This window comes from Flavobacterium suaedae (assembly GCF_014642915.1).
GTDB lineage: Bacteria > Bacteroidota > Bacteroidia > Flavobacteriales > Flavobacteriaceae > Flavobacterium > Flavobacterium suaedae.
Genome location: NZ_BMJE01000001.1, coordinates 124,583 through 149,550 on the forward strand (window position 1 = coordinate 124,583; position 24,968 = coordinate 149,550).

Sequence of the window (24,968 nt, forward strand, 5' to 3'; positions counted from 1 at the left end):
GGCAAAAATAAACTATTGCTAATTAAATTTAAATAAATTTGTTAGCAATCGTCATAAATCAAAAACTTATATGAATGTTTATGCAGTTCTTTTTCGCGGAATAAACGTAAGTGGTAAAAATGTTATTAAAATGGAAGCGCTTCGAAACCTTTTGACTGAAGCAGGTTACGAATCGGTAAAAACCTATATACAAAGCGGGAATGTAGTTTTTAAAAGTAAGGAAGAAGATAAGGCTACTCTGGCTAAAAATATAGAGCGGTTAATAAAGGAGCATTATAATTACGACATTATCGTGTTTGTATATAATAAAGCGGATATAGCAAAAGTACTGCAAAACAGCCCGTATGCTACTGCTGACTATAAAGAAGAAGGTGTGAAAAAGTTGTATCTTACTTTCCTTTCTGAAATACCTGCAAAAGAAAATATAGAAAAATTGCACCAAGCACCTATAGGTAATGATGAAATAACGCTTACGGATGATATAGTATACTTTAAATTGGCTACAAAAGCATCAGAGTCTAAACTATCTAACAACCTGATAGAATCTAAACTAAAAGTAAAAGCTACCACTCGTAACTGGAATACTACTATAAAGCTGTTTTCTATGCTTGAAGCCTTATAAACTAAGGTTTTGTTAAAGTTACCTATACAGTTATGGTATTATATTTTGTATTGATTAATTTTAAGTTAGATACAAACAAAAAAACTATAATTATATGAAAAGAAATGCCAAAGCCGTATGGGCAGGTTCCCTAAAAGAGGGAAATGGAGATTTAACTACAGAGAGCAATGTATTAAATAACACACAATACTCTTATAAAACCCGTTTTGAAGATGGTAAGGGAACAAACCCTGAAGAGTTGGTAGCTGCTGCACATGCAGGATGCTTTACAATGCAGTTGACAGCTTATTTAACTGAAGCAGGGTACAGAGTAGCATCATTAGAAACAAAATGTGATATAGATTTCCAGAATGGAAGTGTAGTAGGTTCGCATTTATCTGTAATAGGCAGAGTAGATGATATTTCTACTGAAGCCTTTCAGCAGCATGTAAAAAAAGCAGAACAAAATTGTCCGATGTCAAAATTACTGGACACTAAAATTACATCGAATGCTACTTTAGTAGAAAACTAAAATACAGTTCGTTATATACCTTATTTGAAAGCTCCTGTTTAGGAGCTTTTTTATTTTTTGCATTTTTTCCTGATTATTATATAAAACAAAATGGTTTAAATTTGAGCACAAAACCAGCTTGCCATGAACCGCTTTGACAGGATAACCTCCATATTAATACAACTCCAAACCAAGAAAGTTGTAAAAGCACAAGACCTTGCCGAAAAGTTTGAAGTGAGCTTGCGTACTATTTATCGTGATATCAGAACGCTGGAAGAAGCCGGTATACCCTTGTATGGAGAAGCGGGGGTAGGGTACTCCCTTGTTGATGGTTATAGGTTGCCACCTGTTATGTTTACACCTGAAGAAGCTATGGCTTTTGTAACTGCCGAAAAGTTAATGCAACGGTTTAGCGATGACGGATTACAAAATAATTTTAGTTCGGCAATGGATAAGGTTAAAGCAGTATTGCGAGGTACAGAAAAAGATTTAGTAGAAAACTTAGAAGGCTATATAGAGGTAAAGGAACATAAAAGGGATAACAGACCTCCTGTAAACACACTGGACATGTTGTTAAAATCAATATCCGAAAAGAAGGTTGTAAAACTGGAATATCGTGCTTTTGGTAAAGATGATAATACAGAAAGGCATATAGAGCCTATAGGTATATTTCATGAAAATGATAATTGGTATACTATAGGATATTGTCACCTGCGCGAAAGCTACAGGCAGTTTAGGATAGACAGGGTTAAAAATATACAGCTTACAGACCAAGACCAACAGGAAAGAGAAAGTTTAAAAGAATACCGGTTAAAACAACAGGCTAAACCTGACTGTGAACTAAAAAAAGTTGTTATACGAATTGACAAAGGAGTACTGCGCTTTATACAAGAACGAAGGCATTATTATGGTTTTGTATCCGAAGTGGTATATGATAATTATATTGATATGACATTTTTAACACCTTCTATGGAAGAGGGTATAGCACGTTGGGTACTTATGTTTGGTGATTATGCTGAGGTGCTGGAACCGGACTCACTAAAAGAGCGTATAACGGAGCTTTTAGATAAAATTTCAAAAAAAATGCAGTTATCCAAAACCTACTGACAAAGGGTTGTCACTATCCGTAATTTACTTTGTAGTGTCAAACAATAAAACGAACAGTTAATTATGGATTTAATTACATTACTACAAAAGGAAATGGAAGCAGAGGCTGCTATAACCCGTAAAATGCTTGCAAGAGTACCGGCAGAAAAATTTGACTGGCAACCACACCAAAAAAGTATGAGTTTAAAAGCTTTAGCTACACATATTGCAGAACTCCCGGGATGGGTTCAATCGGCAGTACATGCTAACGGGATAGATTTTGCCGTTATCCCATACAAACCACAGGAAATAGCGAGTACAGGTGAATTACTGGACTTTTTTGAAGAAAAACTAGGCGTGGCACGAGAAGCTTTAAAAACAGCCGATGTAAGTACTTTTAATGAAGAGTGGGTGTTGCGTGATGGTGATAAAGTTTTCCTAACCAGTACAAAGTATGAAATGTTACGTACAACCTTTTGCCAAATAGTGCACCACAGAGCACAATTGGGAGTATATTTCAGATTACTTGATATACCTGTACCAGCCAGTTACGGACCAAGTGCTGACGAACCAAACTTTTAAGTTAAAAACCTTTTACATTGTGTATAAAGCCTCATTTTTATTAAGTGAGGCTTTTTGTTTTGCAATTAATGTAAATTAAACATTAAATAATTTTATTTTTAGTAATTTGCATCAATAAAACAGGATGATTTCTCTCCTTAAGAAGGAATTGTTATTACAAAAACATGAAAAAATAAAATTACAATGTCAGTTTTAGAGAAATTAACTTCAGCAGATGCTATTACCTTAGAAGACAAGTACGGAGCGCATAATTATCACCCGCTACCGGTAGTACTAAGTAAAGGAAAAGGTGTGCATGTATGGGATGTTGAAGGTAAACAGTACTATGATTTTCTTTCAGCATATTCAGCAGTAAATCAAGGACATTGCCACCCAAAAATTGTTGGTGCTATGATGGAGCAGGCACAAACGCTTACTTTAACATCTCGCGCATTTTACAACGACCAGTTAGGCCCATACGAAAAGTATGTAACAGAATATTTTGGTTTTGATAAAGTGCTACCAATGAATACAGGTGCCGAAGCTGTTGAAACAGCGATTAAAATCTGTAGAAAATGGGCTTATGAAAAGAAAGGTATAGAAGAGCATAGCGCTAAGATAGTAGTGTGCGAAAATAACTTCCACGGTAGGACAACTACTATTATTTCTTTCTCTAATGATGAAGATGCAAGAAAAAACTTTGGACCGTATACCCCGGGGTTTATAAAAATACCTTATAACGATGTTGAGGCACTTGAAAAAGTACTAAAAGAAGAAGATAATATTGCAGGTTTTCTTGTAGAACCTATACAGGGTGAAGCAGGTGTATTTGTACCGGATGAGGGTTACCTTGCTAAAACAAAAGCACTTTGTGAAGAGCACGGAGTACTGTTTATAGCAGATGAGGTACAAACCGGTATTGCAAGAACAGGAAAATTACTGGCAGTAAACCATGAAAATGTACAACCGGATATATTAATATTAGGTAAGGCTATTTCAGGGGGAGCATACCCTGTATCGGCAGTTTTAGCTAATAATCATATAATGAATGTTATTAAACCGGGACAACATGGTTCAACCTTTGGTGGTAACCCTGTAGCTGCGGTAGTGGCAGTAGCAGCATTGGATGTTATTAAAGATGAAAACCTTGCAGAGAACGCTGAAACATTAGGACAACTTTTCCGCGATAAAATGAATGAATATATATCAGGTAGCACTATAGTTACCTTGGTTAGAGGTAAAGGTTTATTAAACGCTATTGTTATTAACGATACTGAGGATAGTTCAACGGCTTGGGATATTTGTGTTAAACTAAAAGAAAACGGACTTTTAGCTAAGCCTACGCACGGTAATATTATACGTTTTGCTCCGCCATTAGTAATGAACAAAGAGCAGCTTTTAGAGTGTGTAAGTATTATTACCAATACAATTAAAGCATTTGAAAAGTAATATTATACAGGTAAATATTATTCAAACTATTAATACTAAATTTTTTGTATGGAAGAGAATTCAAATTTTGCCTCTTTTGAGATACAGCTACCGGTTGAAGCTAAAAACTTTTTAAATACGGCTTCAGGCTGGGCTTTGTTCTTGGCAATAGTTGGTACAATAGTAATATTATTTTCCCTGCTTGGTTCCTTAGGGATGTTAATAGCCAGTAGCACGATTGACTCTGCTCCTGGAAGTTTAGCAAGCATGGGAATAATGTCTGGCGCTACAATGGGATTACTTTTTTTATTGTTTACAATAACAATGTTTTTCCCTGTGCTGTATTTGTATAAGTTTTATTCTTCAACACAAAAAGCAGTTAAAAGTGATGATATCAATGGAATGACAAAATCTTTTAAAGATTTAAAAGGTTACTTTTTATGGTCCGGTATACTTACCATATTATCAATTATTCTGTATATCGTGCTTATAGTAATTACAGTATCATCAGCCTCACGACTGTCAGGAATGTAAAATTGTAATACTTAAAATATGCAAATCCCGCTTTTGCGGGATTTTTTATTACAGGCAATATCTGTACTTTTGTTTGGTAAAGTTTACTGCTATGAAAACTATATATATTATATTAATGTTTATTGCTGCATTTGTAGCGTTATATGAGCAATCTAAAGCAGAGTCTAACGTAATTGTTATGATTATTGCTATGGTTATTTTTGTAATAGGGTTAATGCGACTTATGAATAAAGTGCCAAGTAAAAGCGAGCGAAAAAATGAAGACGACGAAATTTAATATAGGAGATAGCGTAGCAGTACTTGATGATTCTTTTAGCGGTAAAGTAAAAAGCTTTAAAAATAACAGAATTATTATTGAAACTGATGAAGGTTTTGAACTTGATTTTGATGAAAAGGAATTAATTATTGTTCAAAATAATTCTAATGACCTATCAGGGTTGTTTTCTTCGCATAACCTTACATCTGTTTTAAAGGATAAAGAGGAGCCTAAAAAAAGAAGTTTTACCAAAGAGAAACGTTCTAAAAAGGAGACGTTTGCACTGGAAGTAGATTTACATATAGAAAAGTTGGTAAAGAGTAAAAAAGGGATGTCTAACCATGATATTCTTACACTGCAAACCGAAACAGCTAAACGCCAGATAGATTTTGCTATACGAAACCGAATACCTAAAGTGGTACTTATACACGGCGTAGGAGAAGGAATACTAAAAGCAGAGCTTGATTTTCTACTTGGGCGTTATGAAGGTATAACATTTCAGGATGCTAACTATCAAAAGTATGGGCTTGGCGCAACTGAAGTGTACATAAAACAAAATCCTGACAGATAATAAAAAAAGCGGCTAATGAGCTGCTTTTTTTATCAATTGTATGGTTGTTGTATATTATTCTTCTACTTGTGTTACATAGGTGCCCAGTATAAACCCTCCGTTATCTTGCACTTCCTGCCTTATTTCAGCTTCAAGCATTTCATATACTTCAAAATTTTCACCACTGTTCACGTCACTTCTTGAGAATATAATGTCTTTAAGCTTTATTTCATGTAAAAAAGTGCCTGGGCTTGCTTCATCTTCAGTAGTTGTAACTATTAAATCACCTTCAGCTACTCTCCATCTTTGCTGTATAACAGGAGTTACAGGCCGGTTATCACTACAAATTACACTGTTAGTAACACTACCATTATACTTTTCAAAAAGTATTTCAAATACTTCTGCCTGTTCTTCATCTTCAATAGGGAAACTTATTATTTGCTGACCTTCGGTATTTTCTATAAAATCAGGGGCTAAGTTTAGTATGATAACCTCTTGGCCACTTATTTTATATAACCTTTCGCTTATATCTTCGTTACAGGCTTGTATTAACGGGTTCTCTTCATTACCATAACCAAAGCTTACAGTTTGAGTTTCATAAGAACCAAATAAATTATCATTTACAATAATTGTACTCTCACCATTTGTAAATACTATTTCGTCAAGATTTATAGTGTGTATATAATTAACCAGTTTACCATCATCATTAATATCCTTAATGGTTGTAACAGATATAGTTCCTTCTCCTGTCCACTCTTCAATAATTACAGGGTCATTGGCACTCGTACTACCACCGCATATAATAGGGTTATTGTCATTATTATTTACTTCTCCGCTATAGTTTCGGTAAGTAATAGTATTAGCTCCACTCCCTAAAGAAACCGTTACAGGTTCTTCACTGGCAATATTATATAATACAGAAGGACTTAATTCAAGTATTATAACCTCTGTACCGTTTACTATATAATAAAGGTTACTGTCATTACAATGCTTTACACCATTAGATCCGGAAAAATCAAAGTCGTTAAACGTAATATCTCCGTCATCACAACCTGTAAGGGTTAAAAGTAATATTGTAGCCATACAGGCAAAAATCTTTTTCATAAATAGAAATTTTAAACAAAAATAATGTTTTTACGCGCTTGGCAAAATGTTTTATATACAGCAATAGCTTAATAATGTAGCTTAAGTGATTTTTAAGTAATTTTGTCCTGATGGAAAAAATATATCTCGATAACGCCTCAACTACTGCATTACTCCCCGAAGTAATAGAAGAAATTACTACTATACTTAGTACACAGTATGGTAATCCTTCGTCTACCCATAGTTTTGGGAGAAGTGCAAAAGTAGTACTGGAAACCAGTAGAAAAACTATTGCCAAACTATTAAACGCCGAAGCTCGTGAAATTATTTTTACTTCGGGAGGAACAGAGGCTGATAATTTAGTTATTCGTAGTGCTGTAAATGATTTAAAAGTACAGCGTATTATTACTGCCAAAACAGAGCATCATGCTGTTTTACATACTGTAGAGGCTGTTAGTAAACAATATGGTACGGAGGTAGTATATGTAAACCTGAAAGCCAATGGCTTACCCGATTTAGAGCATCTGGAGGATATTTTAAAAGACAATAAGCCTACTTTGGTTAGCCTTATGCATGTTAATAATGAAACAGGTACTATTTTCGACTTAAATGCTATAGGTACATTATGCCATCAATATAATGCTTGGTTTCATTCAGATACTGTACAGTCAGTAGGGAAGGAGTTATTAGACCTTAAAAATTTACCTGTAGATTTTGCTGCTGCCAGCGCACATAAATTTCACGGTCCTAAAGGTGTGGGTTTTGCATACATTAAAAAGAATATAACCCTGAAAGGAATGATTACAGGAGGAGAACAGGAAAAAGGTTTACGCGCAGGTACAGAGGCAGTGCATCAAATAGCAGGAATGGCTAAAGCACTTGAAATAGCTTATAATAATTTGGAAGAGGAAAGAAACTATATTTCAGGTTTAAAAAATTACTTGCTTGAACAACTAGAGGTAGCTTTTCCCGATTTTAAAGTAAATGGAGCAGATGAGGGTGATAATAATAGCTCACATTTGTTTTATAACATAGTAAATGTAATGCTGCCATTACCCGATGAAAAAACAGCTATGATATTATTCCATTTAGATATGAAAGGAATAGCTGTTTCCCGTGGTAGCGCATGCCAGTCCGGTAGTGTAAGACCATCGCATGTATTACAGGAATTATTAAGTGAAGAGGATATTAAAAAACCTTCCTTACGTATATCGTTAAGTCACTACAATACAAAACAAGATATAGATAAACTTATCGAGGCTTTAAAGGCAGTTTAAGAAATATAGGTAAGTTATATATAAAAGTAAAGGGCTGCTTTAACCAACCAAGCAGCCCTTTTCACAAAAACTGAAAAGAAAATTAAAATTTCATACCTACACCAAAGCCTACCAGCCATGGATCTATATCTACATCTGCAGGTATGCTAAGTCCTTCCGCTAAATTAGAGGCATCTACTGTTACATCTGTATTAAGGAAAAGCCTTTTAGCATCTACGTTTATAAAGAATTTATCGTTAAGCATAAGGTCAAAACCAGCCTGGAAAGCGTAACCAAATGTATTATCATAGTCTACATCTCTCACTGTATTTCCTTCATCTACACTGTAAAAAATAGTATAGTTAACACCGGCACCTACATATGGTTTAAACACATCACCTGCATAAAAGTGATATTGTAATGTAAGGGTAGGAGGCAATAAGTAAACACTACCCAAATCTACATCTGTACTGCTTGGTCCTCCAATAGCCGAAATATCAGAACCTGTAGTTTTTACATCATGTTTAGTAGTACCTAAAATAAGTTCAGCAGCAATATTTTTTGTAAAGAAGTATGTAAAGTCAACTTCAGGAATAAATGAAACCGAAATATCAGCATCACCACCTATAATTCCTATATCAGCACTTTCGCTTGGTGCCACAGCCACCCCACGAAGGCGAACCTGCCATTTTTTAAAATCAGTTGTGTTAGTGTCATCCTCCTGAGCGTTAACAAAAGTCGTACTGAATAATGCCATTGACAATACAGTTAAAAATATCTTTTTCATGTTTGTTGGGTTTAAAATTACACTTCAAAAGTAGGTAAGATAAACACCACAAAAACTGACTTAAATCATGGTTTGATAATTATTTTTTGTAGAATATAAACTGAAATAAAATTTAATTTTTTAAAGATAGATAGAGGGGATTAATCATGTTAACCACACCCGCCGCAACCTCCGCAGCCACCACATCCTGAGCATCCGCTGCTGCAACCGGCATCTCCACATCCGCTAAAGCCACCGCAACTGCTGTCAAAATCACTCGAAATATGTGTGAAATCATATCCATCATCCATGCCTACACAGCCTGCAACACCTATAAATGCGTGATTATTATAAAATTCACTTAGTAAACTTTTATCAACGTTCTTAAGCATTCCCATATCAAAGGTTTCTATAAGTGCAACGCATCCTAATATAGAATATACTATGGTATATGCCTTGTTAGGGTTACTAACAGCCAGTTCAGGGAGCTCTTTTTCAAGTGTTTCTATTTCGTGTTTAATCTCTTTTCTGTATTCGGCTCCACTATCACTAATTGTAGCCTTGCCAAATATTTTTTGAAAAATATTTCTTTTAAAAGCTTTTTTTATCAGTATACTGTCGTATATACTGTTTTTATATAAAGCTTCAGTTCTGGCATTTTGATATGCCATTTTTACAAAGTTCCTAAACAGAAACTCACTGTTTTTACCTTTTAAAAATGGCGTTACGAAAATCTCTTCGTGTTTGGCAAAATTATATTTGTGAAAGTTCGGTCCTTCCTTTACATACGTAAAAATCCAAATTCCATCTCTGCTTGTTATTTCTCTTTCAACTTCAAAAGTTTCAAGCACCTGTTTCATTAACAAGTCTATAAAAGTTACTTTAAGAAGTTCTTTTAGTTTAACCTCTTTATTTTTACTTATAAGTAAAACCTCGGCAGGGCTAAGTTTAGTTAAGTGTTTCATTTTTTAAATAGGAATGGAATTTTTTTAACAATCCAGAATCGGTGCATGTTCACTCTTCTGAAATTAATTTCTGAAAAGCGTATACTGCTCTCCGGCCATATATCTTCAGGAGGAGTATGCCCGAAAAGTTGTTTGTAAGTCTCTTTTGTTTTTTTGTACCAGTTAGTAAATTTATCGCCTTCCTGTTTTCCGCCTTTAGTAGGACCATGGTGAATTTCTCTTCCAATGGTTTTTTTACAGAAATCTATCCAGTAAGATTGTGTGTATAAGAGATGTAAATGCCACACCTGATCCACCTGGTCAGAAGGGGTGAGGGGGTGGTTACCAACACAAATAAGGAACATAAATTTTTTATATTCAATAACTGTTCTTACAGCAAACTCATATGTCCAGCCGTTTTCGCGGACTAATCTATCAGTAAAAGAAAAAGCAGATGTAGGGTCATCTATTTCAAAAGTGCGTATTTTGTCCCAAAGTACTTTTTGGTCAGCAGTTAAATTAGTTGTCGATTGGTTTTTTAAATTCACTATATAAATATATAATGCTCTAAAAATACAAAATCCGCTTTGAATATTTCAAAGCGGATTTTTTTATTTAATTGACTGTATACTGTTACTGAAAACTGTTGACTATTACAAGTGAATTACTTCATCATAAGCATCAGCTACAGCTTCCATAACCGCTTCACTCATTGTTGGGTGAGGGTGAACAGCTTTTAGTATTTCATGTCCTGTAGTTTCCAGTTTACGTGCTACAACTGCCTCAGCAATCATATCCGTAACACCGGCACCAATCATGTGGCAACCTAACCATTCGCCATACTTAGCATCAAAAATAACTTTTACAAAACCGTCAGGCGTACCTGCTGCTTTTGCTTTACCCGATGCAGAGAATGGGAATTTACCAATTTTAAGCTCGTAACCTTTTTCTTTAGCTGCTTTTTCAGTAAGTCCTACCGATGCAATTTCAGGAGTAGCGTAAGTACAGCCCGGTATGTTCCCGTAATCTAACGGTTCTACATGCATACCTGCTATTTTCTCAACACAAAGTATACCTTCGGCAGAAGCAACGTGTGCCAGTGCCTGCCCAGGTACTACATCACCAATAGCGTAGTAACCCGGTATGTTTGTTTGGTAATAATCGTTTACCATTATTTTATCTCTGTCTGTAGCAATACCAACATCTTCAAGACCTATGTTCTCAATGTTTGATTTAATACCTACAGCAGAAAGTACGATATCCGCTTCAAGTACTTCTTCGCCTTTGGCTGTTTTAACGGTAGCTTTAACGCTATCGCCACTGGTATCAACTTTCTCAACAGATGAGTTTGTCATTACTTTAATGCCTGCTTTTTTAAGCGAACGTTCAAATTGCTTTGATATGTCCTGATCTTCAACAGGTACAATGTTTGGCATAAACTCTACAACAGTAACATCAGTTCCCATTGCGTTATAGAAGTGAGCAAACTCAACACCTATAGCTCCTGAACCTACAACAATCATAGATTTTGGTTGCTTAGGCAATGTCATTGCCTGACGGTAACCGATTACTTTTTTACCGTCCTGCGGTAAGTTAGGTAATTCACGAGAACGTGCTCCTGTAGCAATTATAATATGGTCGGCACTAATTTCGCTAGTTTTACCATCAGCATCAGTAACATCTACTTTTTTGCCCGGTTTTACTTTACCAGTACCGTATATAACCTCTATTTTATTCTTTTTCATAAGGAACTGAACACCTTTGCTCATACCTTCGGCAACGCCACGGCTACGCTTAATTACAGCGTCAAAATCCTTATCAAATTCATTTACGGTCAGTCCGTAGTCAGATGCGTGCTTCAGGTAATCAAAAACCTGAGCGCTTTTTAGCAACGCTTTTGTTGGGATACACCCCCAGTTAAGACAAATTCCGCCTAAGCTTTCTTTTTCTACTATGGCTACTTTAAAGCCTAACTGAGAAGCCCTTATGGCTGTAACGTAACCGCCGGGGCCGCTCCCTAAAACAAGAACATCGTATTTCATGAGTATGTAGTTTTTTCGCGTTTATTTTTCTGTCCACGAAAATAGTCAATATTTTATTAAGAGGGAAATGTTTTGTAATACTAAAAGAGAACAGGGTTTTATTATTATATTTAATTACTAAATTGCCTAGTTTTGCTATATATATTCTACACAGTTTATGACCAAGCAAGAGTTTTTCAATTTCTATTATAATCAACTGGAAGATGCTGTTTATCTTACTGAGAGTGTAGATGAATTAAAGGAAGAAGTATCTCATAATTGCTGGTATATTAGTATTCCAAAAGAACTTAATTCAGAAATTACAGTAGATGAAATTTCTGATCTTATAAAATCAATAAAAGAAAAATATACAAAAGAGTTAAAAGCATCAGGACTTAATATCGGTTTATGGTTTTACTTATGGATTGATGAGCAGGCAGGACAATTGCGATTTAATTTTATTAATTCAAATCATAAAGAGTTGCCTTTTGGATGTAGTATTGTAACAACTGATAATATCAAATTTATTATCAGTGAATATATTGAGTTTCCCGATAAATATAAAGGCTTTATTGACTTTTCTGACTTAATAGATATAGATGATGATTTTTCTGATTCAGAATATGACCCTTCTAAATTTGTATTGACTGTTTATAGTGAGATGATTACTTCTTCTTAAAAATCAACCTAAACAGCAATGTATGTATAAATACATTTATAGCAACCAGAGCCAATGCTGTAAATAATGGTACAGGAGCGTAAAAGGGGTAACTCCTGTCAATTAATGATATAGGCAGGCTGATAATAAGCATAAGGTAATAACCAATGGTGTTGAGGAAATTTACATACACACCCTGCGTTAAAAACACACCAAGCATTCCCAAAGCTATTTCGGCAATAAAAAGGAAAGTGAATAGTTTTAAAAATGATTTCATTATTATATATCTTCTTCTGTAGATTCTACAGCAAACTGCGAGTAATACAGGTTTTTGTAATAGCCTGACTCTTGGTTTATTAAATCGTAGTGGCTACCTTGTTCAACAATTAAACCTTTATCCATTACAATAATTTTGTCAGCATTTACTATAGTTGCCAGTCGGTGTGCTATAACTATTGAGGTACGTCCTTCGGTAATTTTTTCGGTAGCATTTTGCATTAGCTCTTCCGAATACGTATCTACCGATGAAGTAGCTTCATCCAGTATTAATATACTTGGGTTACTTACATACGCACGCAGGAAAGCAATAAGCTGCCTTTGCCCGGAGGATAACATTACACCGCGTTCTTTTACGTTGTAATCGTACCCGCCTGGTAAAGTTTCAATAAAGTCGTGTACGCCAATTTCCTTTGCTGCGTCAATAACCTGCTCGCGGGTAATGTTTGGGTTGTTTAGTGTAATGTTGTTTAAAATACTGTCGGCAAACAGGAAAACATCCTGTAATACTATGGCTATCTGCCTGCGTAAGCTTTCCAGTGTAAATTGGTTAATGTTAGTGCCATCAACTGAAATAGTACCGCTGTCAATTTCATAAAAACGGTTCAACAGGTTTATAATAGTTGATTTTCCTGCACCTGTAGCACCTACTATAGCAATGGTTTCGCCTGCTTTTACATTCAGGTTAATACCTTTTATTACTTCTTCATCTTCTATATAGCTAAAACGTACATTTTCAAAATCAATATCACCTTTAAAATGACCTGCTACAGTAGTGCCTGTATTTTGTATTTGGTTTTCGGTATGCAGCAGTCCCAAAACCCTGTCTGAAGCTATAATACCCATTTGCAGTTCGTTAAACTTGTCGGCTATTTGCCTAAGCGGGTTAAACAGCATACTGATAAGCATTGTGTAGGCAAACAAGTCTCCGAATGTGGTTGTACCACTACCTGAAAGGATATCAAGCCCGCCATACCATATTATAAAGCCCAGTGTAAGCGATGATATAATATCGGCAATAGGGAAGAAGATAGAGTTGTATAATATGTTTTTAAGCCATGCTTTGTTATGCTTGGCGTTTATTTCCTGGAACTTTTTATACTCGATTTCTTCACGGTTAAAAAGTTGTACTATTTTCATGCCGGTAAGCCTTTCCTGTACAAAAGTATTAAGGTTGGAAACTTGTGTACGTACTTCTTCAAAAGCACCTTTCATTTTAATCTGAAAAATCCGGGTGGCGTAAAGCAGTATAGGCATTGAAATGAGTACAATAAGGGTAAGCTCCCAGTTCATGTAGAACATAAAGGCAAGTACTACAATCATTTTAAGCAAGTCGCTTATTATCATGAATAACCCCTGACTGAATATTTTAGCAATCGATTCAATATCAAAAACAGTACGGGTTACCAGTTTACCAACAGGTTCGTTGTCGTAAAACTTCATTTTAAAGGCAGTAATATGCCTAAAGAGTTTTTCGCGAATGTCTTTTACAATATCCTGCCCCAGCCAGTTTGCCCAATACACAAAGTAAAACTGAGAGGATACTTCTAAAATTAATACCAAGCCCATTAGCAATATGTAGTTAAGTAAGCCTTCTTTATCGTTAGTGCTTATATAACCGTCTACTGTTTGCTTTAAAAGGTAAGGGCGCAATGCTGCGAAAAGTGATAGCGCTATGGCAAATAGTATAACGCTTATATATCGTGTTTTATAAGGTTTTGCAAATTGCAGCACCTTTTTTAATGATGTAGATTTTATCTTTTTCATGTTTATTAGTGCCCTAAAGGTAAGGATAAATTACCTTGGTTAAATATAGCCCGTGTGCAGGTACCGAAAAGCCTGCATTACCTCTGTCACGGCTTTCAATTATAGTCCTGAAATCATCAAGGCTTACTTTTCCTAAACCTACGTTTACCAATGTTCCTACTATAGCGCGTACCATATTGCGCAGAAAACGGTCGGCTGTTACTGTAAATATCAGTTTAGTACCATTTTGTACCCAAAAAGCCTCTCTTACGTCGCAATTGTAGGTTTTTACATCGGTATTTGTTTTAGAGAAGCATTTAAAATCGGTATAGTCAAATAGTATTTTAGCTGCCTCGTTCATCTTGGCAACATCCAATGGCTTAGCATTATACCAACTGCCATCAAAATCAAAAGCATCTTTATAGGTAGTTATGTGGTATTCATAGGTGCGACTTGTAGCGTCGAAACGTGCGTGCGCATCTTCCTCTACAGGTAGTATACGGTAAATAACAATATCTTTTGGCAGGAAAGAGTTTAGTTTGTGTACTAGTGAGTCAATAGTAAACTCCTCTTCAAAATCAAAATGCCCATACATTTGTTTGGCGTGTACGCCTGTATCAGTACGTCCTGCACCGGTAATGTCTATTTCTTGCCTTAGTAGGGTAGAGATAGCTTTATTTAAAGTTTCTTGTACCGAGGGACTGTGTGGTTGATATTGCCACCCACAATAATTTTTTCCGTTATAGGCAAACTCTATAAAATACCTCAAAGCCGATTGATAATTTTAGAAGTGCAAAGATACAGTTTTACATTTTTGTAACTAAGACCTTTTAGCGCAATTTTTAGATTGAAATTACTAACAACCGTACATGATTTTGACAACAATATACTTAGTACAGATTTTTGTATTATTACGATATTGTTCTATTCGGAGTATATAAGAATCAAACACATAGTTGAAGAGTTTAACATTTTTTGTAAGCGTAGCATATTCAGTAAATTCTATAGGGATTTCTACAAGGGTATCACGCATTCCATATTTTTGTTTTACTTTTTTAAACTCTTCAGTTAATGATATAATTTTCTCATGTTCTTGCTGTATGGTATCTGTTTCTTTATCCCGCCTATCTTTAAGTAAATTTAGTCCTAAATTATCATCAGGTAATAATTTAAAGTTTAAATTACCGATATCTGTAAGTGCTATAAATTTTGTAGCTTCATTAATACGTAAACTATTTTCGTAAGCTTTATTAATGGCTTCCAGTTCCATTCCTTTTACGTTAAACTGCTCATATATTAAACCTATATAACCACTATATACTTTAAAAGTATCTCCGTTGGTATTGGGTAGTATCTGTATAATGTTTTCGCCTATTCGTTCATCCATTGTTTCGTATAGAAACAATGTGTCCTGTATTGCTAATACATACTCATGTTCATTATCAATAACTAATGATGCATTTTTTTCGGTTAAGCCTAATATCTCACCATCATAACTATCTATTTCATACCCCTTATAGCCGTGAATTATTACTTTAAAATCCGGGAAATGAATGTTAGTTTTAGATATGTTAGTAGTATCATTTGTATAATTTATTTCTTCTTTGCTTTCTTTTAATTCAGCTTTATTGCTAGTAGTATTAACATTTGTTTCAGGTATTTTGTTGTTTTCTGGTGCACTAATATTGTTGTTGTTTTTACAACTGGATATTAATAAAACCATTAGCGTTAATACTTTTAGATTGATTTTCTGTATTGTATTCATAGTTGGCAATATATAAAAAACTCTAATGCTTTATTATTACAACGTGTTATTTATGACAAGTGAGTTTTATTACTTTTGTGTTATGAAGAAAATTCTATTATTATCGGACACACACAGCCATATTGACGATACTATACTTAAATATGTAAAACAGGCTGATGAAGTATGGCATGCGGGTGATATAGGTGATTTAAAAGTTACTGATACCATTAAGGAATTAAAACCTCTGCGAGCTGTATATGGTAATATAGACAATAGTGAAGCACGACAGGAGTTTCCGCTGAATAACCGATTTATGTGCGAAGGGGTAGATGTATGGATAACTCATATAGGCGGTTATCCCGGCAGGTACAGTGCTGCTGTTAAAGAGGAAATTAAAATTAACCCTCCTAAACTTTTTATTTCGGGACATTCTCATATTTTAAAAGTACAGTTTGATAAAAAGCTGGACTTATTACACATGAATCCCGGAGCAGCGGGTGTGCATGGTTTTCACCAAGTGCGTACGATGCTGCGTTTTGAGATTAATGATGCCAAAATAGAAAAGCTGGAGGTTATTGAACTAGGGAAGAGGGGAGCTTAAAACTTAATTCCTGCAATAAGGCTAATCATTTGAATTTTACCAAAGAAGTCTTTGTATTCGGGATGGGTATTTGTTCTTAGAAATGCTATATTATAATTGAGTCCTATAAAAAAACTTATATTGGTAAGTCTTAAATCAGCAGTAACTGTAGGTGTAATACAAAAGCCATTTTGCCTGCCAATACTTTTAGAATTTCTTTTTTGGTTTACTCTAATTGTACCAATAGACAGCCCGGGGTTTACTTCAAACATTTTATTTACAGAAAATTTATACAGCCCTAATAAATACAGTTGCTGTATGTTAGTATCATTTGCATTACCGGCAAGCGATTTATCTGTTATGCTAAAAGTAGTTAATTCCCCTCCGCCAATAATATGTACCTGTCCTATAATACCAAAAGTAATGCCTACACCTATGCCTCCTCCCGGTTCGTTTGCCTTTGCTATAACATTGTCACCTATCCCATTAGGATGGATATAATATAAGCGGAAATATTCCTTAGGTTTTATTTTCTCTGCACTTTCAGTTTTTTCTTTTTTTTCAAGTGTTTTTTCATCCTGACTATAGCAAGCTATTGTAATAAGAGTAATAAAGATGATTAAGTAATTTTTAGCCATTTTTAGTAGGTAATAGTACGTTCAACACTTTCTTCGCCAATATATACTTCTGTTTCATGTACAGAATAATCGGAGAGCATATATTTGATTTTAATGGTTTGGTTCTTAGCGACAAGGTATGTACGGCTATATTCATAATACAAGTTTGCATCATATTGAGCATTATAGTTGCTAGGGCTGTCACTAGGTATATTATCAAAATCATAATCAATATAATTATCATCTGCTATTCCTATAATATTTACCTTTATAATACCATCATAATATGAAGATGTTTTATTAATGTTAACCCGAAGATTTACTGAATTGTCATCATTTAAATCATATAACTGTATTGTACTAAAATTAATTTTATAATCATGTGCTCTAATTACAGATTGTGTTATATTACCGATAGACAATGTTGAATAACTATTTTTATTATAGTTGTTCATGTAGTCTAAATGATTGATTAATATATTTATATCTACATTTTCGTTGGTTCCCGGAAATATAATACGGAAGTTTCCATTACTGTCTGTTTCTCCAAAACCTGCAATATCAGTAATATTACCGTTATAATATTTAGCTCCAACAGTAATGTTTGGTAGGGGAGAACCATTGTAGTCAGTAATATTACCCTCAAATATTATTTTAGTTTTTCCGTCATAATCTATTCCGCAACTGCATAGCGAAAAAGCAAAGATTAATAATAGTATAGTTTTATTCATTATAGTTGGTATCTTCGACTAAGATACACTTTTAGTTAAGAGGTTGCTTAACAAAATAAAAAAGCCGAGCAAATGCTCGGCTTTTTACGCACTAAAATAAACTAAGTTAAAAGGTTTTATCGTAATCTGTCTACTGATTTTACAAGATCTTCGTCCTTTTTAATAGCCTTGTTTGCAAGGAATAAAAATACGATAGAAATAATAGGAAGAAACATCCCAATACCCTTCTCTGAAACTACAGTAGCTTCTCCGGATAAGTTTAGCGACTGATAAACGAATAAGCCTATTAATATTAAATTTAATATCATGTTCAGCCTGTTCATAACAAACTGATTTTGTCTCTTTTTGTAACTGAATATACTTACCAGTGCAAGTGTGGTACTTAAGCCAAATAAGGCAGTGTATGCCATATTAGACATAAAGTAGAAATCTTTACCTTCTTCTGTAGCCCATAAAGGGAATATAAAAGGTAAAACTCCGTTTACAATAAAAACTATAAGTAAGTATACTGTTTGTATTCTTTGTAACATTTTGTATTGTTTACACCACAAAAATATGGTTTCTTTTTAAAAAATACTATTGTACAGTAAAAATAAATTTGTAATATTGCAATGCTTAATCATAACTACTTCATTCTACGAAGTGTTACATCTCCAAAACAAAAATTATACTTCCATTAATTACATTTTGAAGACTCACCTATCTAAAATAATTTATTAAAAACATAAATGTTTGATATTTCTGAATTAAAAAAAATGAAGCTCGTTGAGCTTCAGGAAATAGCTAAAAAAGCTAATATAAGTAAATACAGAGGCCTGAAGAAGGAGGATTTAGTATATAAAATACTAGACCATCAGGCTGCAGACCCGACTACCGTGAAACCTCTTTTTGAAGAAGAGAAAGTAGAAAATAATAGTACCAAGCCTACACAGGATAAGCCTAAAAAAACAAGGGCACGAATAAGTAAGCCTGCAGGTGATGATACTAATAAGCCTGAAAGCAATAAAAGCGAAAGCCAGGCAGTAAAACAAGCTGTTAAGCCCGCAAATGTTAATGCTAACGTTAATAAAACCGTTACAAAGACTAAACCTGCTGCAAAAGAAGATGGTCAAGCTTCTACAGACAGTAATAAAAGCGAGCAGCCTAAAAAAGACAGGCAAAACACTCCCACTGATAATAGCCAAAAAGATAACAGAAGAAAGAATACCAAAGAGAGTAAAAAGGCTCAAATTTCTGAAGAGGAAAGACTGGCACAGATCGAAAGAGCAAATGCCAACAATCCTAATCATCCCAGTTATAAGAAGAATCAGAATAATCAGAACAATAATAACCATCACAAACAACAAAAGAATAATTACCGAGAACCTGATTACGAGTTCGATGGAATTATAGAAAGTGAAGGTGTACTGGAAATTATGCCTGATGGTTATGGTTTCCTTCGTTCTTCTGATTACAATTATTTAGCTTCACCTGATGATATTTACTTATCTACTTCTCAAATACGCCTTTTCGGATTGAAAACAGGTGATACAGTAAAAGGAGTTGTACGCCCGCCAAAAGAAGGAGAGAAATATTTTCCTTTAGTGCGCGTATCAAAAATTAACGGGCATGATCCACAAGTGGTTCGTGACAGGGTTTCTTTTGAACACCTTACTCCGCTTTTCCCTGAGGAAAAATTTAACCTTGCCGATAAACAAAGTACAATATCAACACGTATTATAGACCTTTTCTCACCTATAGGTAAAGGGCAAAGGGGTATGATAGTAGCACAGCCTAAGACAGGTAAAACAATGCTACTTAAAGATATTGCAAACTCTATTGCGGCAAACCACCCTGAAGTGTACTTAATAGTTTTACTTATTGATGAACGTCCTGAAGAGGTAACGGATATGCAACGTAGTGTTAGGGGAGAAGTAATTGCTTCAACTTTTGATGAACCTGCTGATCGCCATGTTAAAGTTGCTAATATAGTACTGGAAAAATCTAAGCGTTTAGTAGAGTGCGGGCACGATGTTGTTATACTATTAGATTCTATTACACGTTTAGCACGAGCATACAACACGGTACAACCTGCATCAGGTAAAGTATTGAGTGGTGGTGTAGATGCTAATGCATTACAGAAACCAAAACGCTTCTTTGGTGCGGCACGTAATATAGAGGGCGGAGGTTCTTTAAGTATTATAGCTACTGCATTAACTGATACCGGTTCTAAAATGGACGAGGTTATATTTGAAGAGTTTAAGGGTACCGGTAACATGGAACTTCAGTTAGACAGAAAAATTGCTAATAGAAGAATATTCCCTGCTATTGACCTTACATCTTCAAGCACACGTAGAGATGACTTATTACTTGATGAAAGTACAGTACAACGTATGTGGATAATGAGAAAATACCTTGCAGATATGAATCCTGTAGAGGCTATGGACTTTATTAATGACAGGTTTAGAAAAACTAAAAATAACGAAGAGTTTTTGCTGTCTATGAATGATGGTTAATAGTAATAGTATTACTTTATAAATAAAAATGCCTGCTTACTAAGCAGGCATTTTTATTTACTCTATATTTTAAAAATTATTTTTCTTCACTATCATTACTAACTTCTTCCACTTCCTTTACAATAATTACAGTTGCTTTAAAACCTGTAGCTAAGTTCCATTGGTTTGAAGATACCAGTTTCTGCTGGTCATCATATACCCTAAACTCAGCAGTATTAGGTCCTGATGTTCCTTGGTTTAACGCTTCAAAATCTATTTTATTAAAGCCCGGTTGCAGTTGTATTTGTAACCCTTTAAAGTCATTAGTAAGCACAACATTAGCAATTACGGTTCTGTCGTTTACCAATACCTTTATGCGGTCGCCATCTTCATATTCAAAATCGCGAGCCATAACCTCTACATAAGCGGAGTTACTTCGATACTCCCCAAAAAACTGATTTCCTCTAAATGCTTTGTTAGATTCTCCTCTGGGCTTAACCTCAACTCTGTCCATATATTCAGCACCACGATCTACAAACTCATCTGTTTGATACATGCTAAAACTATTATTGTTATTAGCGCCTACTTGGTAAGGTTCTGTTACAGTAGGCTTAGGTGGTACAGTTGTAAAAGGGCTAACAGTGCTAATAGAGGGTGCATCAGTATCATCAGAAGTTGTATCTCCCTTAGGTACTGATATACTGCCCGTATTAGTATCAAACTGAGCATTAGCCTGCACAGTTATAAAAAGTAAAAATGTAAAAACAAATAGTTTTTTCATAATGCACTGTATCTTATATAGCAAAATAATAAAAATTAACTGACTTTTCAATATGCTTATAACGTGTTTTTATATTGAAAATTTTAGCCAAATTATTTTACATAAAAACAGTATAACAAAAATAAAGCCAATTTATGTTTACTTTATTTTTTAGTAGATAATAAGTTTATATGTAAATAATACTGATTATTTATGTCGCGAAGTACGACTTTTTTCGGCATTCCAGTCCTCTGTACTGTCTTTTTCATCACGTGTATCCAGTTGAGAAGGTCTGTCCGTTTCCTCGTAATGCGCATTATGGCTTACATCATCATTAGCCTGTCTTTTACCTGTCTTTTTATCTGAAGTATTCATTAGCTTAATTTTTAGTTGAAATTACCTAATAATTAGCAAGATACCCGTTAATAGAATTATAAAAAAGAAAATTAATTTAGGTAAGTATATACAAGTTTACACTAATACTAAATAATCTATTTTAATGTTTCCATTAATTTATTATTTTTAAGTTTCTCATGTCAAAGAGAACTCTTCTTTCAATGGCAGGTATGATTTTTTAGCTACTTCTCATTAGTGAAGTTCTATAGTATAATTTAAAAATCAAAGTTGTCATTAATATAGTTTTTCGTTCTTAGCATTGATTCATTCTGTGTATCAATATACTGATTATTATTTATCCATTCTTTCACATCATTAATGAGTGCTACTATTATAGCAGGTTTAATAATTCCTGCCGAATACTCTAAATCGGTTAAAGTATCCTGTGTGCCATCTTTCCTAGTAATTACTCTCTTGATTTTGGTATAATGATTATAATCTTCAAAGATGAACAAGATATTTTCAGCATAAATATCTCCTAATCTAACAGCAGGGAAATTTATGTCTAATGGTATTGACCAATAATAATCCGTGTAATTTTCAAGCAAATGACTTAAAGCATTGTTTATCTTACTCATAATAATTCGGTTTCAAGACATACTTAAGAATTTATGCCGTGGGAAGATTCAATTTCTCGAAAAGTACTTTATTTCGCTTTTTGGAATCTTTGATTAATTTATCAAAACTAATTATTTCGATATATAGATTATAATTACGGTTAAAACTAAAATATCCATCATTATCAGGAAATTTGGTAAAGCTTTGGTCTTCCGCAAATTGTCTCATCTTATTGGTCAAGTCACAAATAATATATGCATAAAGAGGAATACCATCTCTTAAATCAAAGGGTCTATCATATTTATCGAGTACTTTATTAGCTAATAACTCTCTTGCATATGTATTAATTTGTGAGATTGGGTTTTCACTATCTGTGTAATCATTACGCATTGGTCTTTTAAATTCAACTATTACAATTGAAGAGTAAGGCTTCTCATCTTCATTCAGAATATGTGGTTTATTAAAAACAATCAAATCAGTTTCCTTGGTTGACTTTGATGCTATGCTTTCAATTGAATTAAAAGTTTTATCTGATGCTAAATAATCATGAAAAGATAATCTTTCATCAATAACCCAAAGATTGTGTTCCTCAAGTTTAACATCATCAGATGTTTTCCTTAGAGGGAAAATTAACTGATGTACTGCATCCTCTTTCGAATACTTCCCTTCGTTTGATTTTCTTAATTGGACTTCAAGTAGTTCTAATATTTTTTTTCGGTGCAGTATATATTCGGCCAACTTACTATTACCTACTTCTAATATTTTGTTATATAGTTCATCAGCAAATATATTTTCACTATCTGAATTCTCAATATTAGATAAAATTTGTTCGGTTTCAGAAAGAACTTCTAGTTCTAATTTTTGTTGAACTTTAAACAATTCTATTTCAAGTTTGGAATCAGAGAGCTGACTAGGAATATGACGGAGTTCTTCGGGTTTATATTTTAATAAATATCTGTATCGTGGATGGTCTTTTACAAATTCTCTTACTCGATTTACCCTGTTTGCTGAAAGTTCGTCGATATAATCTTTAAAATTTTCTCTTACAACATCAATAATTTTAGTTGTTATCTCTTCTTCTGTTACTTCGTCAGGGAATAAACTGTTCTGTTTTGAAAACCCAATTTCTGTTCTCTCTTCATTAACTTTTTCATCTAAGAAGTTTCCAGAGACATACACACATATTGAAAATAGCTCGTTATTATTATCAATAAAGAATTTTTGAATCTCAGGTATATAATCACTTATTTTTTGATTGTAGACTTCTCTTTTATGAGCTCTAAAGTGTATTTTATTATCTGGCTTAGGACTATAAAGCTTTACAATATCCAGTTGGAAACTGTTTTTGTTAATTGTAATATCGCTTTTTATTATTGATTTTTTAGTGTATAACCCAAATAAATCATTTACTACTATTTCATCATCTCCATCAACTATTAATATTCTTGGGCAGTTTTCAGTATCTAAGAAATATGAAAAACAATGTTCAATTATTTTTAGGGCGATATCTTCACTTTTAGTATTACACCATTTTCTGTAATCTTCCTTTAAATTATTGAGATGAACCTTTGTATATCTGTTAGGGTTAGATTCTTCTAAATCCTCCAACTTATGATTCTCGATTCCTTTTTTTGTCTGTTCAAAAGAAAAAGTTCTTTTTTGGAAGATACCGTTGTGACGAAAAACACTCTCAATTTTTGCTCTCTCAAAAGCTCTTAACCAAGTTATCCTACCAATTCCTTTCCCTCCTTTATCTATTTTATATGTAGAATGAGCAAAATTGAATGATTCATAATTTTGCTCATTAAACCCTATACCATTATCTGTAATTATAAAGTCTGTAATTAGATTTATATTTTCTTCTTTGCTATCAAGCTCTAGTTTTCCTTGATAAGACCTAATTAATTCAACTTTAATTATACCTGGCTTAGTCGAACTTTCTTCTTCAATAGCATGAATAGAATTTACAATTGCTTCAAATAAAGGCAATAATGTATTGCTATAAGCAAGTCTTTTTTCACGAACTTTTCCCAGTATATCAATCTGCATATTATATATCTATATGGTTTTTATGTTAAATTTGAATTTACTCTTCGTTTGTTAACTCATCTTGACAATTATTACAATATTCATCAAAAGAGATTTTATAACTGCCACAACGCGGACAGACGCTTTCTCTTTCTTCCGTACATGAATAACATAAATCTTCATATACATCTTTATTACCGCCACAATTAGGACATGTAGTATCTTCTATGTCAATATTTACGTCATTTTGTAATTGCTTCCCGTCGGAATAACAGCCACCTCCATAATCTCCCAAAGTTACGACATATTCACATCCTCTGTCACTGATGAATGATATTTCTCCATATGAAATATTTTCTGGTGAAAAATGTGTTTCATCTAACCAACCACCATTAGGCCAATGTATAACAGTTAAATCTCCATCTTCTACATCTACATTTAAGGTATAAGTATTCCTTGTACCTGTATTAGGGTTATAATATTCAACTTCCGCACAATATGTTCCGTCAGGATAGTCTCCTGTCATATTATGAAATATTTCTACATCATAATCGTCGGTTATAACCATTAAATAAGGGTCAAAATTTTCCCTATTTATATCTTCTTCTTGAAGATTAGAATAATCTATTTCTCTTTTGCAAGCTAATAGACATATTATAATTACAATAAAATAAACTTTTTTCATCCTCATTGTCTAAAGTAAAAGAAGGGTATAACAATAGCTCTGCTTATTCTCGGTTAATATTCTTAAACCAAGATAGGTTCTTACCCGTTATATCTTTATATTCCTGTAAAGTAAC

The 24,968-nt window shown here is 33.9% G+C and carries 29 protein-coding genes; 12 read left to right on the forward strand and 17 right to left on the reverse strand.

Annotation, left to right across the window (positions count from 1 at the left end; genetic code table 11):
• Positions 1 to 70: 70 nt before the first annotated feature.
• The 8 genes from IEW45_RS00525 (at position 71) to IEW45_RS00560 (ending at position 5,548) form a co-directional block, all read left to right on the forward strand.
• Positions 71 to 622 carry a DUF1697 domain-containing protein gene (locus IEW45_RS00525; protein WP_188619266.1) on the forward strand — a complete coding sequence of 184 codons (552 nt, stop codon included), beginning with the start codon at positions 71 to 73 and terminating at the stop codon, positions 620 to 622.
• Between the two features lie 94 nt (positions 623 to 716).
• A complete protein-coding gene (locus IEW45_RS00530; RefSeq protein WP_188619267.1) occupies positions 717 to 1,133 on the forward strand; it encodes an OsmC family peroxiredoxin in 417 nt (138 codons plus the stop codon).
• A gap of 123 nt (positions 1,134 to 1,256) precedes the next feature.
• Positions 1,257 to 2,219 carry a helix-turn-helix transcriptional regulator gene (locus IEW45_RS00535; RefSeq protein WP_188619268.1) on the forward strand — a complete coding sequence of 321 codons (963 nt, stop codon included), beginning with the start codon at positions 1,257 to 1,259 and terminating at the stop codon, positions 2,217 to 2,219.
• 63 nt (positions 2,220 to 2,282) lie between these two features.
• On the forward strand, positions 2,283 to 2,780 hold the full coding sequence (locus tag IEW45_RS00540) for a DinB family protein (protein WP_188619269.1): 498 nt from the start codon (positions 2,283 to 2,285) through the stop codon (positions 2,778 to 2,780).
• A gap of 183 nt (positions 2,781 to 2,963) precedes the next feature.
• Positions 2,964 to 4,208, forward strand: coding sequence for an ornithine--oxo-acid transaminase (gene rocD / locus IEW45_RS00545; RefSeq protein WP_188619270.1), 1,245 nt, complete (start codon positions 2,964 to 2,966; stop codon positions 4,206 to 4,208).
• A 48-nt stretch (positions 4,209 to 4,256) separates the two neighbouring features.
• Entirely contained in the window at positions 4,257 to 4,721 is a 465-nt protein-coding gene (locus tag IEW45_RS00550) for a hypothetical protein (protein WP_188619271.1), read from the forward strand.
• Between the two features lie 91 nt (positions 4,722 to 4,812).
• The gene (locus IEW45_RS00555; RefSeq protein ID WP_188619272.1) at positions 4,813 to 4,998 is read left to right on the forward strand and encodes a hypothetical protein; all 186 of its coding nucleotides are present in this window, start codon (positions 4,813 to 4,815) and stop codon (positions 4,996 to 4,998) included.
• Entirely contained in the window at positions 4,979 to 5,548 is a 570-nt protein-coding gene (locus IEW45_RS00560; RefSeq protein WP_188619273.1) for a DUF8465 domain-containing protein, read from the forward strand. Before IEW45_RS00555 ends, IEW45_RS00560 begins: the two co-directional genes overlap by 20 nt.
• A gap of 54 nt (positions 5,549 to 5,602) precedes the next feature.
• Here IEW45_RS00560 and IEW45_RS00565 read toward each other — a convergent pair whose 3' ends face one another.
• Positions 5,603 to 6,631, reverse strand: coding sequence for a hypothetical protein (locus tag IEW45_RS00565; protein WP_188619274.1), 1,029 nt, complete (start codon positions 6,629 to 6,631; stop codon positions 5,603 to 5,605).
• A 110-nt stretch (positions 6,632 to 6,741) separates the two neighbouring features.
• On the opposite strand from IEW45_RS00565, the gene IEW45_RS00570 reads away from it, so the two are divergent.
• On the forward strand, positions 6,742 to 7,887 hold the full coding sequence (locus IEW45_RS00570; protein WP_188619275.1) for a cysteine desulfurase family protein: 1,146 nt from the start codon (positions 6,742 to 6,744) through the stop codon (positions 7,885 to 7,887).
• Positions 7,888 to 7,969: 82 nt separating this feature from the next.
• Here the strand turns inward: IEW45_RS00570 and IEW45_RS00575 are convergent, their stop codons facing one another.
• From IEW45_RS00575 to lpdA, 4 genes are all read right to left on the reverse strand, one after another.
• Positions 7,970 to 8,653, reverse strand: a complete 684-nt coding sequence (locus IEW45_RS00575) for an OmpW/AlkL family protein (protein ID WP_188619276.1) — start codon at positions 8,651 to 8,653, stop codon at positions 7,970 to 7,972.
• Between the two features lie 149 nt (positions 8,654 to 8,802).
• Entirely contained in the window at positions 8,803 to 9,597 is a 795-nt protein-coding gene (locus tag IEW45_RS00580; protein ID WP_188619277.1) for a hypothetical protein, read from the reverse strand.
• The gene (locus tag IEW45_RS00585; RefSeq protein WP_188619278.1) at positions 9,594 to 10,124 is read right to left on the reverse strand and encodes a glycine-rich domain-containing protein; all 531 of its coding nucleotides are present in this window, start codon (positions 10,122 to 10,124) and stop codon (positions 9,594 to 9,596) included. The genes IEW45_RS00580 and IEW45_RS00585 overlap by 4 nt, the downstream gene beginning before the upstream one ends.
• A gap of 105 nt (positions 10,125 to 10,229) precedes the next feature.
• On the reverse strand, positions 10,230 to 11,618 hold the full coding sequence (gene lpdA / locus IEW45_RS00590) for a dihydrolipoyl dehydrogenase (RefSeq protein ID WP_188619279.1): 1,389 nt from the start codon (positions 11,616 to 11,618) through the stop codon (positions 10,230 to 10,232).
• Positions 11,619 to 11,775: 157 nt separating this feature from the next.
• Here lpdA and IEW45_RS00595 point away from each other — a divergent pair, with 157 nt between their 5' ends.
• A complete protein-coding gene (locus tag IEW45_RS00595; protein WP_188619280.1) occupies positions 11,776 to 12,276 on the forward strand; it encodes a hypothetical protein in 501 nt (166 codons plus the stop codon).
• Here IEW45_RS00595 and IEW45_RS00600 read toward each other — a convergent pair.
• From IEW45_RS00600 to IEW45_RS00615, 4 genes are all read right to left on the reverse strand, one after another.
• On the reverse strand, positions 12,263 to 12,532 hold the full coding sequence (locus IEW45_RS00600; RefSeq protein ID WP_188619281.1) for a hypothetical protein: 270 nt from the start codon (positions 12,530 to 12,532) through the stop codon (positions 12,263 to 12,265). The two genes, IEW45_RS00595 and IEW45_RS00600, sit on opposite strands and share 14 nt — an antisense overlap.
• Positions 12,533 to 12,534: 2 nt before the next feature.
• Positions 12,535 to 14,298 carry an ABC transporter ATP-binding protein gene (locus tag IEW45_RS00605; RefSeq protein ID WP_188619282.1) on the reverse strand — a complete coding sequence of 588 codons (1,764 nt, stop codon included), beginning with the start codon at positions 14,296 to 14,298 and terminating at the stop codon, positions 12,535 to 12,537.
• A gap of 13 nt (positions 14,299 to 14,311) precedes the next feature.
• The gene (gene truA / locus IEW45_RS00610; protein ID WP_188619283.1) at positions 14,312 to 15,046 is read right to left on the reverse strand and encodes a tRNA pseudouridine(38-40) synthase TruA; all 735 of its coding nucleotides are present in this window, start codon (positions 15,044 to 15,046) and stop codon (positions 14,312 to 14,314) included.
• 87 nt (positions 15,047 to 15,133) lie between these two features.
• The gene (locus IEW45_RS00615; protein ID WP_188619284.1) at positions 15,134 to 16,042 is read right to left on the reverse strand and encodes a hypothetical protein; all 909 of its coding nucleotides are present in this window, start codon (positions 16,040 to 16,042) and stop codon (positions 15,134 to 15,136) included.
• 82 nt (positions 16,043 to 16,124) lie between these two features.
• Here IEW45_RS00615 and IEW45_RS00620 point away from each other — a divergent pair, with 82 nt between their 5' ends.
• Positions 16,125 to 16,625, forward strand: a complete 501-nt coding sequence (locus tag IEW45_RS00620) for a metallophosphoesterase family protein (RefSeq protein ID WP_188619285.1) — start codon at positions 16,125 to 16,127, stop codon at positions 16,623 to 16,625.
• Here IEW45_RS00620 and IEW45_RS00625 read toward each other — a convergent pair.
• The 3 genes from IEW45_RS00625 to IEW45_RS00635 all read right to left on the reverse strand — a co-directional run bounded on the left by IEW45_RS00625 (position 16,622) and on the right by IEW45_RS00635 (position 18,482).
• Positions 16,622 to 17,242: a hypothetical protein gene (locus IEW45_RS00625; RefSeq protein ID WP_188619286.1), complete on the reverse strand. Its 621-nt coding sequence runs from the start codon at positions 17,240 to 17,242 to the stop codon at positions 16,622 to 16,624. The genes IEW45_RS00620 and IEW45_RS00625 overlap by 4 nt on opposite strands.
• A 2-nt stretch (positions 17,243 to 17,244) precedes the next feature.
• The gene (locus IEW45_RS00630; protein WP_188619287.1) at positions 17,245 to 17,952 is read right to left on the reverse strand and encodes a hypothetical protein; all 708 of its coding nucleotides are present in this window, start codon (positions 17,950 to 17,952) and stop codon (positions 17,245 to 17,247) included.
• Between the two features lie 116 nt (positions 17,953 to 18,068).
• Positions 18,069 to 18,482, reverse strand: coding sequence for a DUF4293 domain-containing protein (locus IEW45_RS00635; RefSeq protein WP_188619288.1), 414 nt, complete (start codon positions 18,480 to 18,482; stop codon positions 18,069 to 18,071).
• 198 nt (positions 18,483 to 18,680) lie between these two features.
• Between IEW45_RS00635 and rho the strand changes: the two genes are divergently transcribed.
• Positions 18,681 to 20,447, forward strand: coding sequence for a transcription termination factor Rho (gene rho, locus IEW45_RS00640; RefSeq protein ID WP_188619289.1), 1,767 nt, complete (start codon positions 18,681 to 18,683; stop codon positions 20,445 to 20,447).
• Positions 20,448 to 20,523: 76 nt separating this feature from the next.
• Here the strand turns inward: rho and IEW45_RS00645 are convergent, their stop codons facing one another.
• The 5 genes from IEW45_RS00645 to IEW45_RS00665 all read right to left on the reverse strand — a co-directional run bounded on the left by IEW45_RS00645 (position 20,524) and on the right by IEW45_RS00665 (position 24,736).
• Positions 20,524 to 21,207, reverse strand: a complete 684-nt coding sequence (locus IEW45_RS00645) for a hypothetical protein (RefSeq protein ID WP_188619290.1) — start codon at positions 21,205 to 21,207, stop codon at positions 20,524 to 20,526.
• Between the two features lie 186 nt (positions 21,208 to 21,393).
• Positions 21,394 to 21,561, reverse strand: coding sequence for a hypothetical protein (locus IEW45_RS00650; RefSeq protein WP_188619291.1), 168 nt, complete (start codon positions 21,559 to 21,561; stop codon positions 21,394 to 21,396).
• 236 nt (positions 21,562 to 21,797) lie between these two features.
• Positions 21,798 to 22,160, reverse strand: a complete 363-nt coding sequence (locus tag IEW45_RS00655; protein WP_188619292.1) for a hypothetical protein — start codon at positions 22,158 to 22,160, stop codon at positions 21,798 to 21,800.
• A 31-nt stretch (positions 22,161 to 22,191) separates the two neighbouring features.
• Entirely contained in the window at positions 22,192 to 24,189 is a 1,998-nt protein-coding gene (locus tag IEW45_RS00660) for a Shedu immune nuclease family protein (RefSeq protein ID WP_188619293.1), read from the reverse strand.
• A 37-nt stretch (positions 24,190 to 24,226) separates the two neighbouring features.
• Positions 24,227 to 24,736, reverse strand: coding sequence for a hypothetical protein (locus tag IEW45_RS00665; RefSeq protein WP_188619294.1), 510 nt, complete (start codon positions 24,734 to 24,736; stop codon positions 24,227 to 24,229).
• Positions 24,737 to 24,968 lie beyond the last annotated feature (232 nt).

Bases quoted from the DNA above. Each gene is read 5' to 3' on its own strand.
- IEW45_RS00525 (WP_188619266.1), top strand. From the start codon at position 71: ATGAATGTTTATGCAGTTCTTTTTCGCGGAATAAACGTAAGTGGTAAA.
- IEW45_RS00530 (WP_188619267.1), top strand. From the start codon at position 717: ATGAAAAGAAATGCCAAAGCCGTATGGGCAGGTTCCCTAAAAGAGGGA.
- IEW45_RS00535 (WP_188619268.1), top strand. From the start codon at position 1,257: ATGAACCGCTTTGACAGGATAACCTCCATATTAATACAACTCCAAACC.
- IEW45_RS00540 (WP_188619269.1), top strand. From the start codon at position 2,283: ATGGATTTAATTACATTACTACAAAAGGAAATGGAAGCAGAGGCTGCT.
- rocD (WP_188619270.1), top strand. From the start codon at position 2,964: ATGTCAGTTTTAGAGAAATTAACTTCAGCAGATGCTATTACCTTAGAA.
- IEW45_RS00550 (WP_188619271.1), top strand. From the start codon at position 4,257: ATGGAAGAGAATTCAAATTTTGCCTCTTTTGAGATACAGCTACCGGTT.
- IEW45_RS00555 (WP_188619272.1), top strand. From the start codon at position 4,813: ATGAAAACTATATATATTATATTAATGTTTATTGCTGCATTTGTAGCG.
- IEW45_RS00560 (WP_188619273.1), top strand. From the start codon at position 4,979: ATGAAGACGACGAAATTTAATATAGGAGATAGCGTAGCAGTACTTGAT.
- IEW45_RS00565 (WP_188619274.1), bottom strand. From the start codon at position 6,631: ATGAAAAAGATTTTTGCCTGTATGGCTACAATATTACTTTTAACCCTT.
- IEW45_RS00570 (WP_188619275.1), top strand. From the start codon at position 6,742: ATGGAAAAAATATATCTCGATAACGCCTCAACTACTGCATTACTCCCC.
- IEW45_RS00575 (WP_188619276.1), bottom strand. From the start codon at position 8,653: ATGAAAAAGATATTTTTAACTGTATTGTCAATGGCATTATTCAGTACG.
- IEW45_RS00580 (WP_188619277.1), bottom strand. From the start codon at position 9,597: ATGAAACACTTAACTAAACTTAGCCCTGCCGAGGTTTTACTTATAAGT.
- lpdA (WP_188619279.1), bottom strand. From the start codon at position 11,618: ATGAAATACGATGTTCTTGTTTTAGGGAGCGGCCCCGGCGGTTACGTT.
- IEW45_RS00595 (WP_188619280.1), top strand. From the start codon at position 11,776: ATGACCAAGCAAGAGTTTTTCAATTTCTATTATAATCAACTGGAAGAT.
- IEW45_RS00600 (WP_188619281.1), bottom strand. From the start codon at position 12,532: ATGAAATCATTTTTAAAACTATTCACTTTCCTTTTTATTGCCGAAATA.
- IEW45_RS00605 (WP_188619282.1), bottom strand. From the start codon at position 14,298: ATGAAAAAGATAAAATCTACATCATTAAAAAAGGTGCTGCAATTTGCA.
- IEW45_RS00615 (WP_188619284.1), bottom strand. From the start codon at position 16,042: ATGAATACAATACAGAAAATCAATCTAAAAGTATTAACGCTAATGGTT.
- IEW45_RS00620 (WP_188619285.1), top strand. From the start codon at position 16,125: ATGAAGAAAATTCTATTATTATCGGACACACACAGCCATATTGACGAT.
- IEW45_RS00625 (WP_188619286.1), bottom strand. From the start codon at position 17,242: ATGGCTAAAAATTACTTAATCATCTTTATTACTCTTATTACAATAGCT.
- IEW45_RS00630 (WP_188619287.1), bottom strand. From the start codon at position 17,952: ATGAATAAAACTATACTATTATTAATCTTTGCTTTTTCGCTATGCAGT.
- IEW45_RS00635 (WP_188619288.1), bottom strand. From the start codon at position 18,482: ATGTTACAAAGAATACAAACAGTATACTTACTTATAGTTTTTATTGTA.
- rho (WP_188619289.1), top strand. From the start codon at position 18,681: ATGTTTGATATTTCTGAATTAAAAAAAATGAAGCTCGTTGAGCTTCAG.
- IEW45_RS00645 (WP_188619290.1), bottom strand. From the start codon at position 21,207: ATGAAAAAACTATTTGTTTTTACATTTTTACTTTTTATAACTGTGCAG.
- IEW45_RS00650 (WP_188619291.1), bottom strand. From the start codon at position 21,561: ATGAATACTTCAGATAAAAAGACAGGTAAAAGACAGGCTAATGATGAT.
- IEW45_RS00655 (WP_188619292.1), bottom strand. From the start codon at position 22,160: ATGAGTAAGATAAACAATGCTTTAAGTCATTTGCTTGAAAATTACACG.
- IEW45_RS00660 (WP_188619293.1), bottom strand. From the start codon at position 24,189: ATGCAGATTGATATACTGGGAAAAGTTCGTGAAAAAAGACTTGCTTAT.
- IEW45_RS00665 (WP_188619294.1), bottom strand. From the start codon at position 24,736: ATGGTTATAACCGACGATTATGATGTAGAAATATTTCATAATATGACA.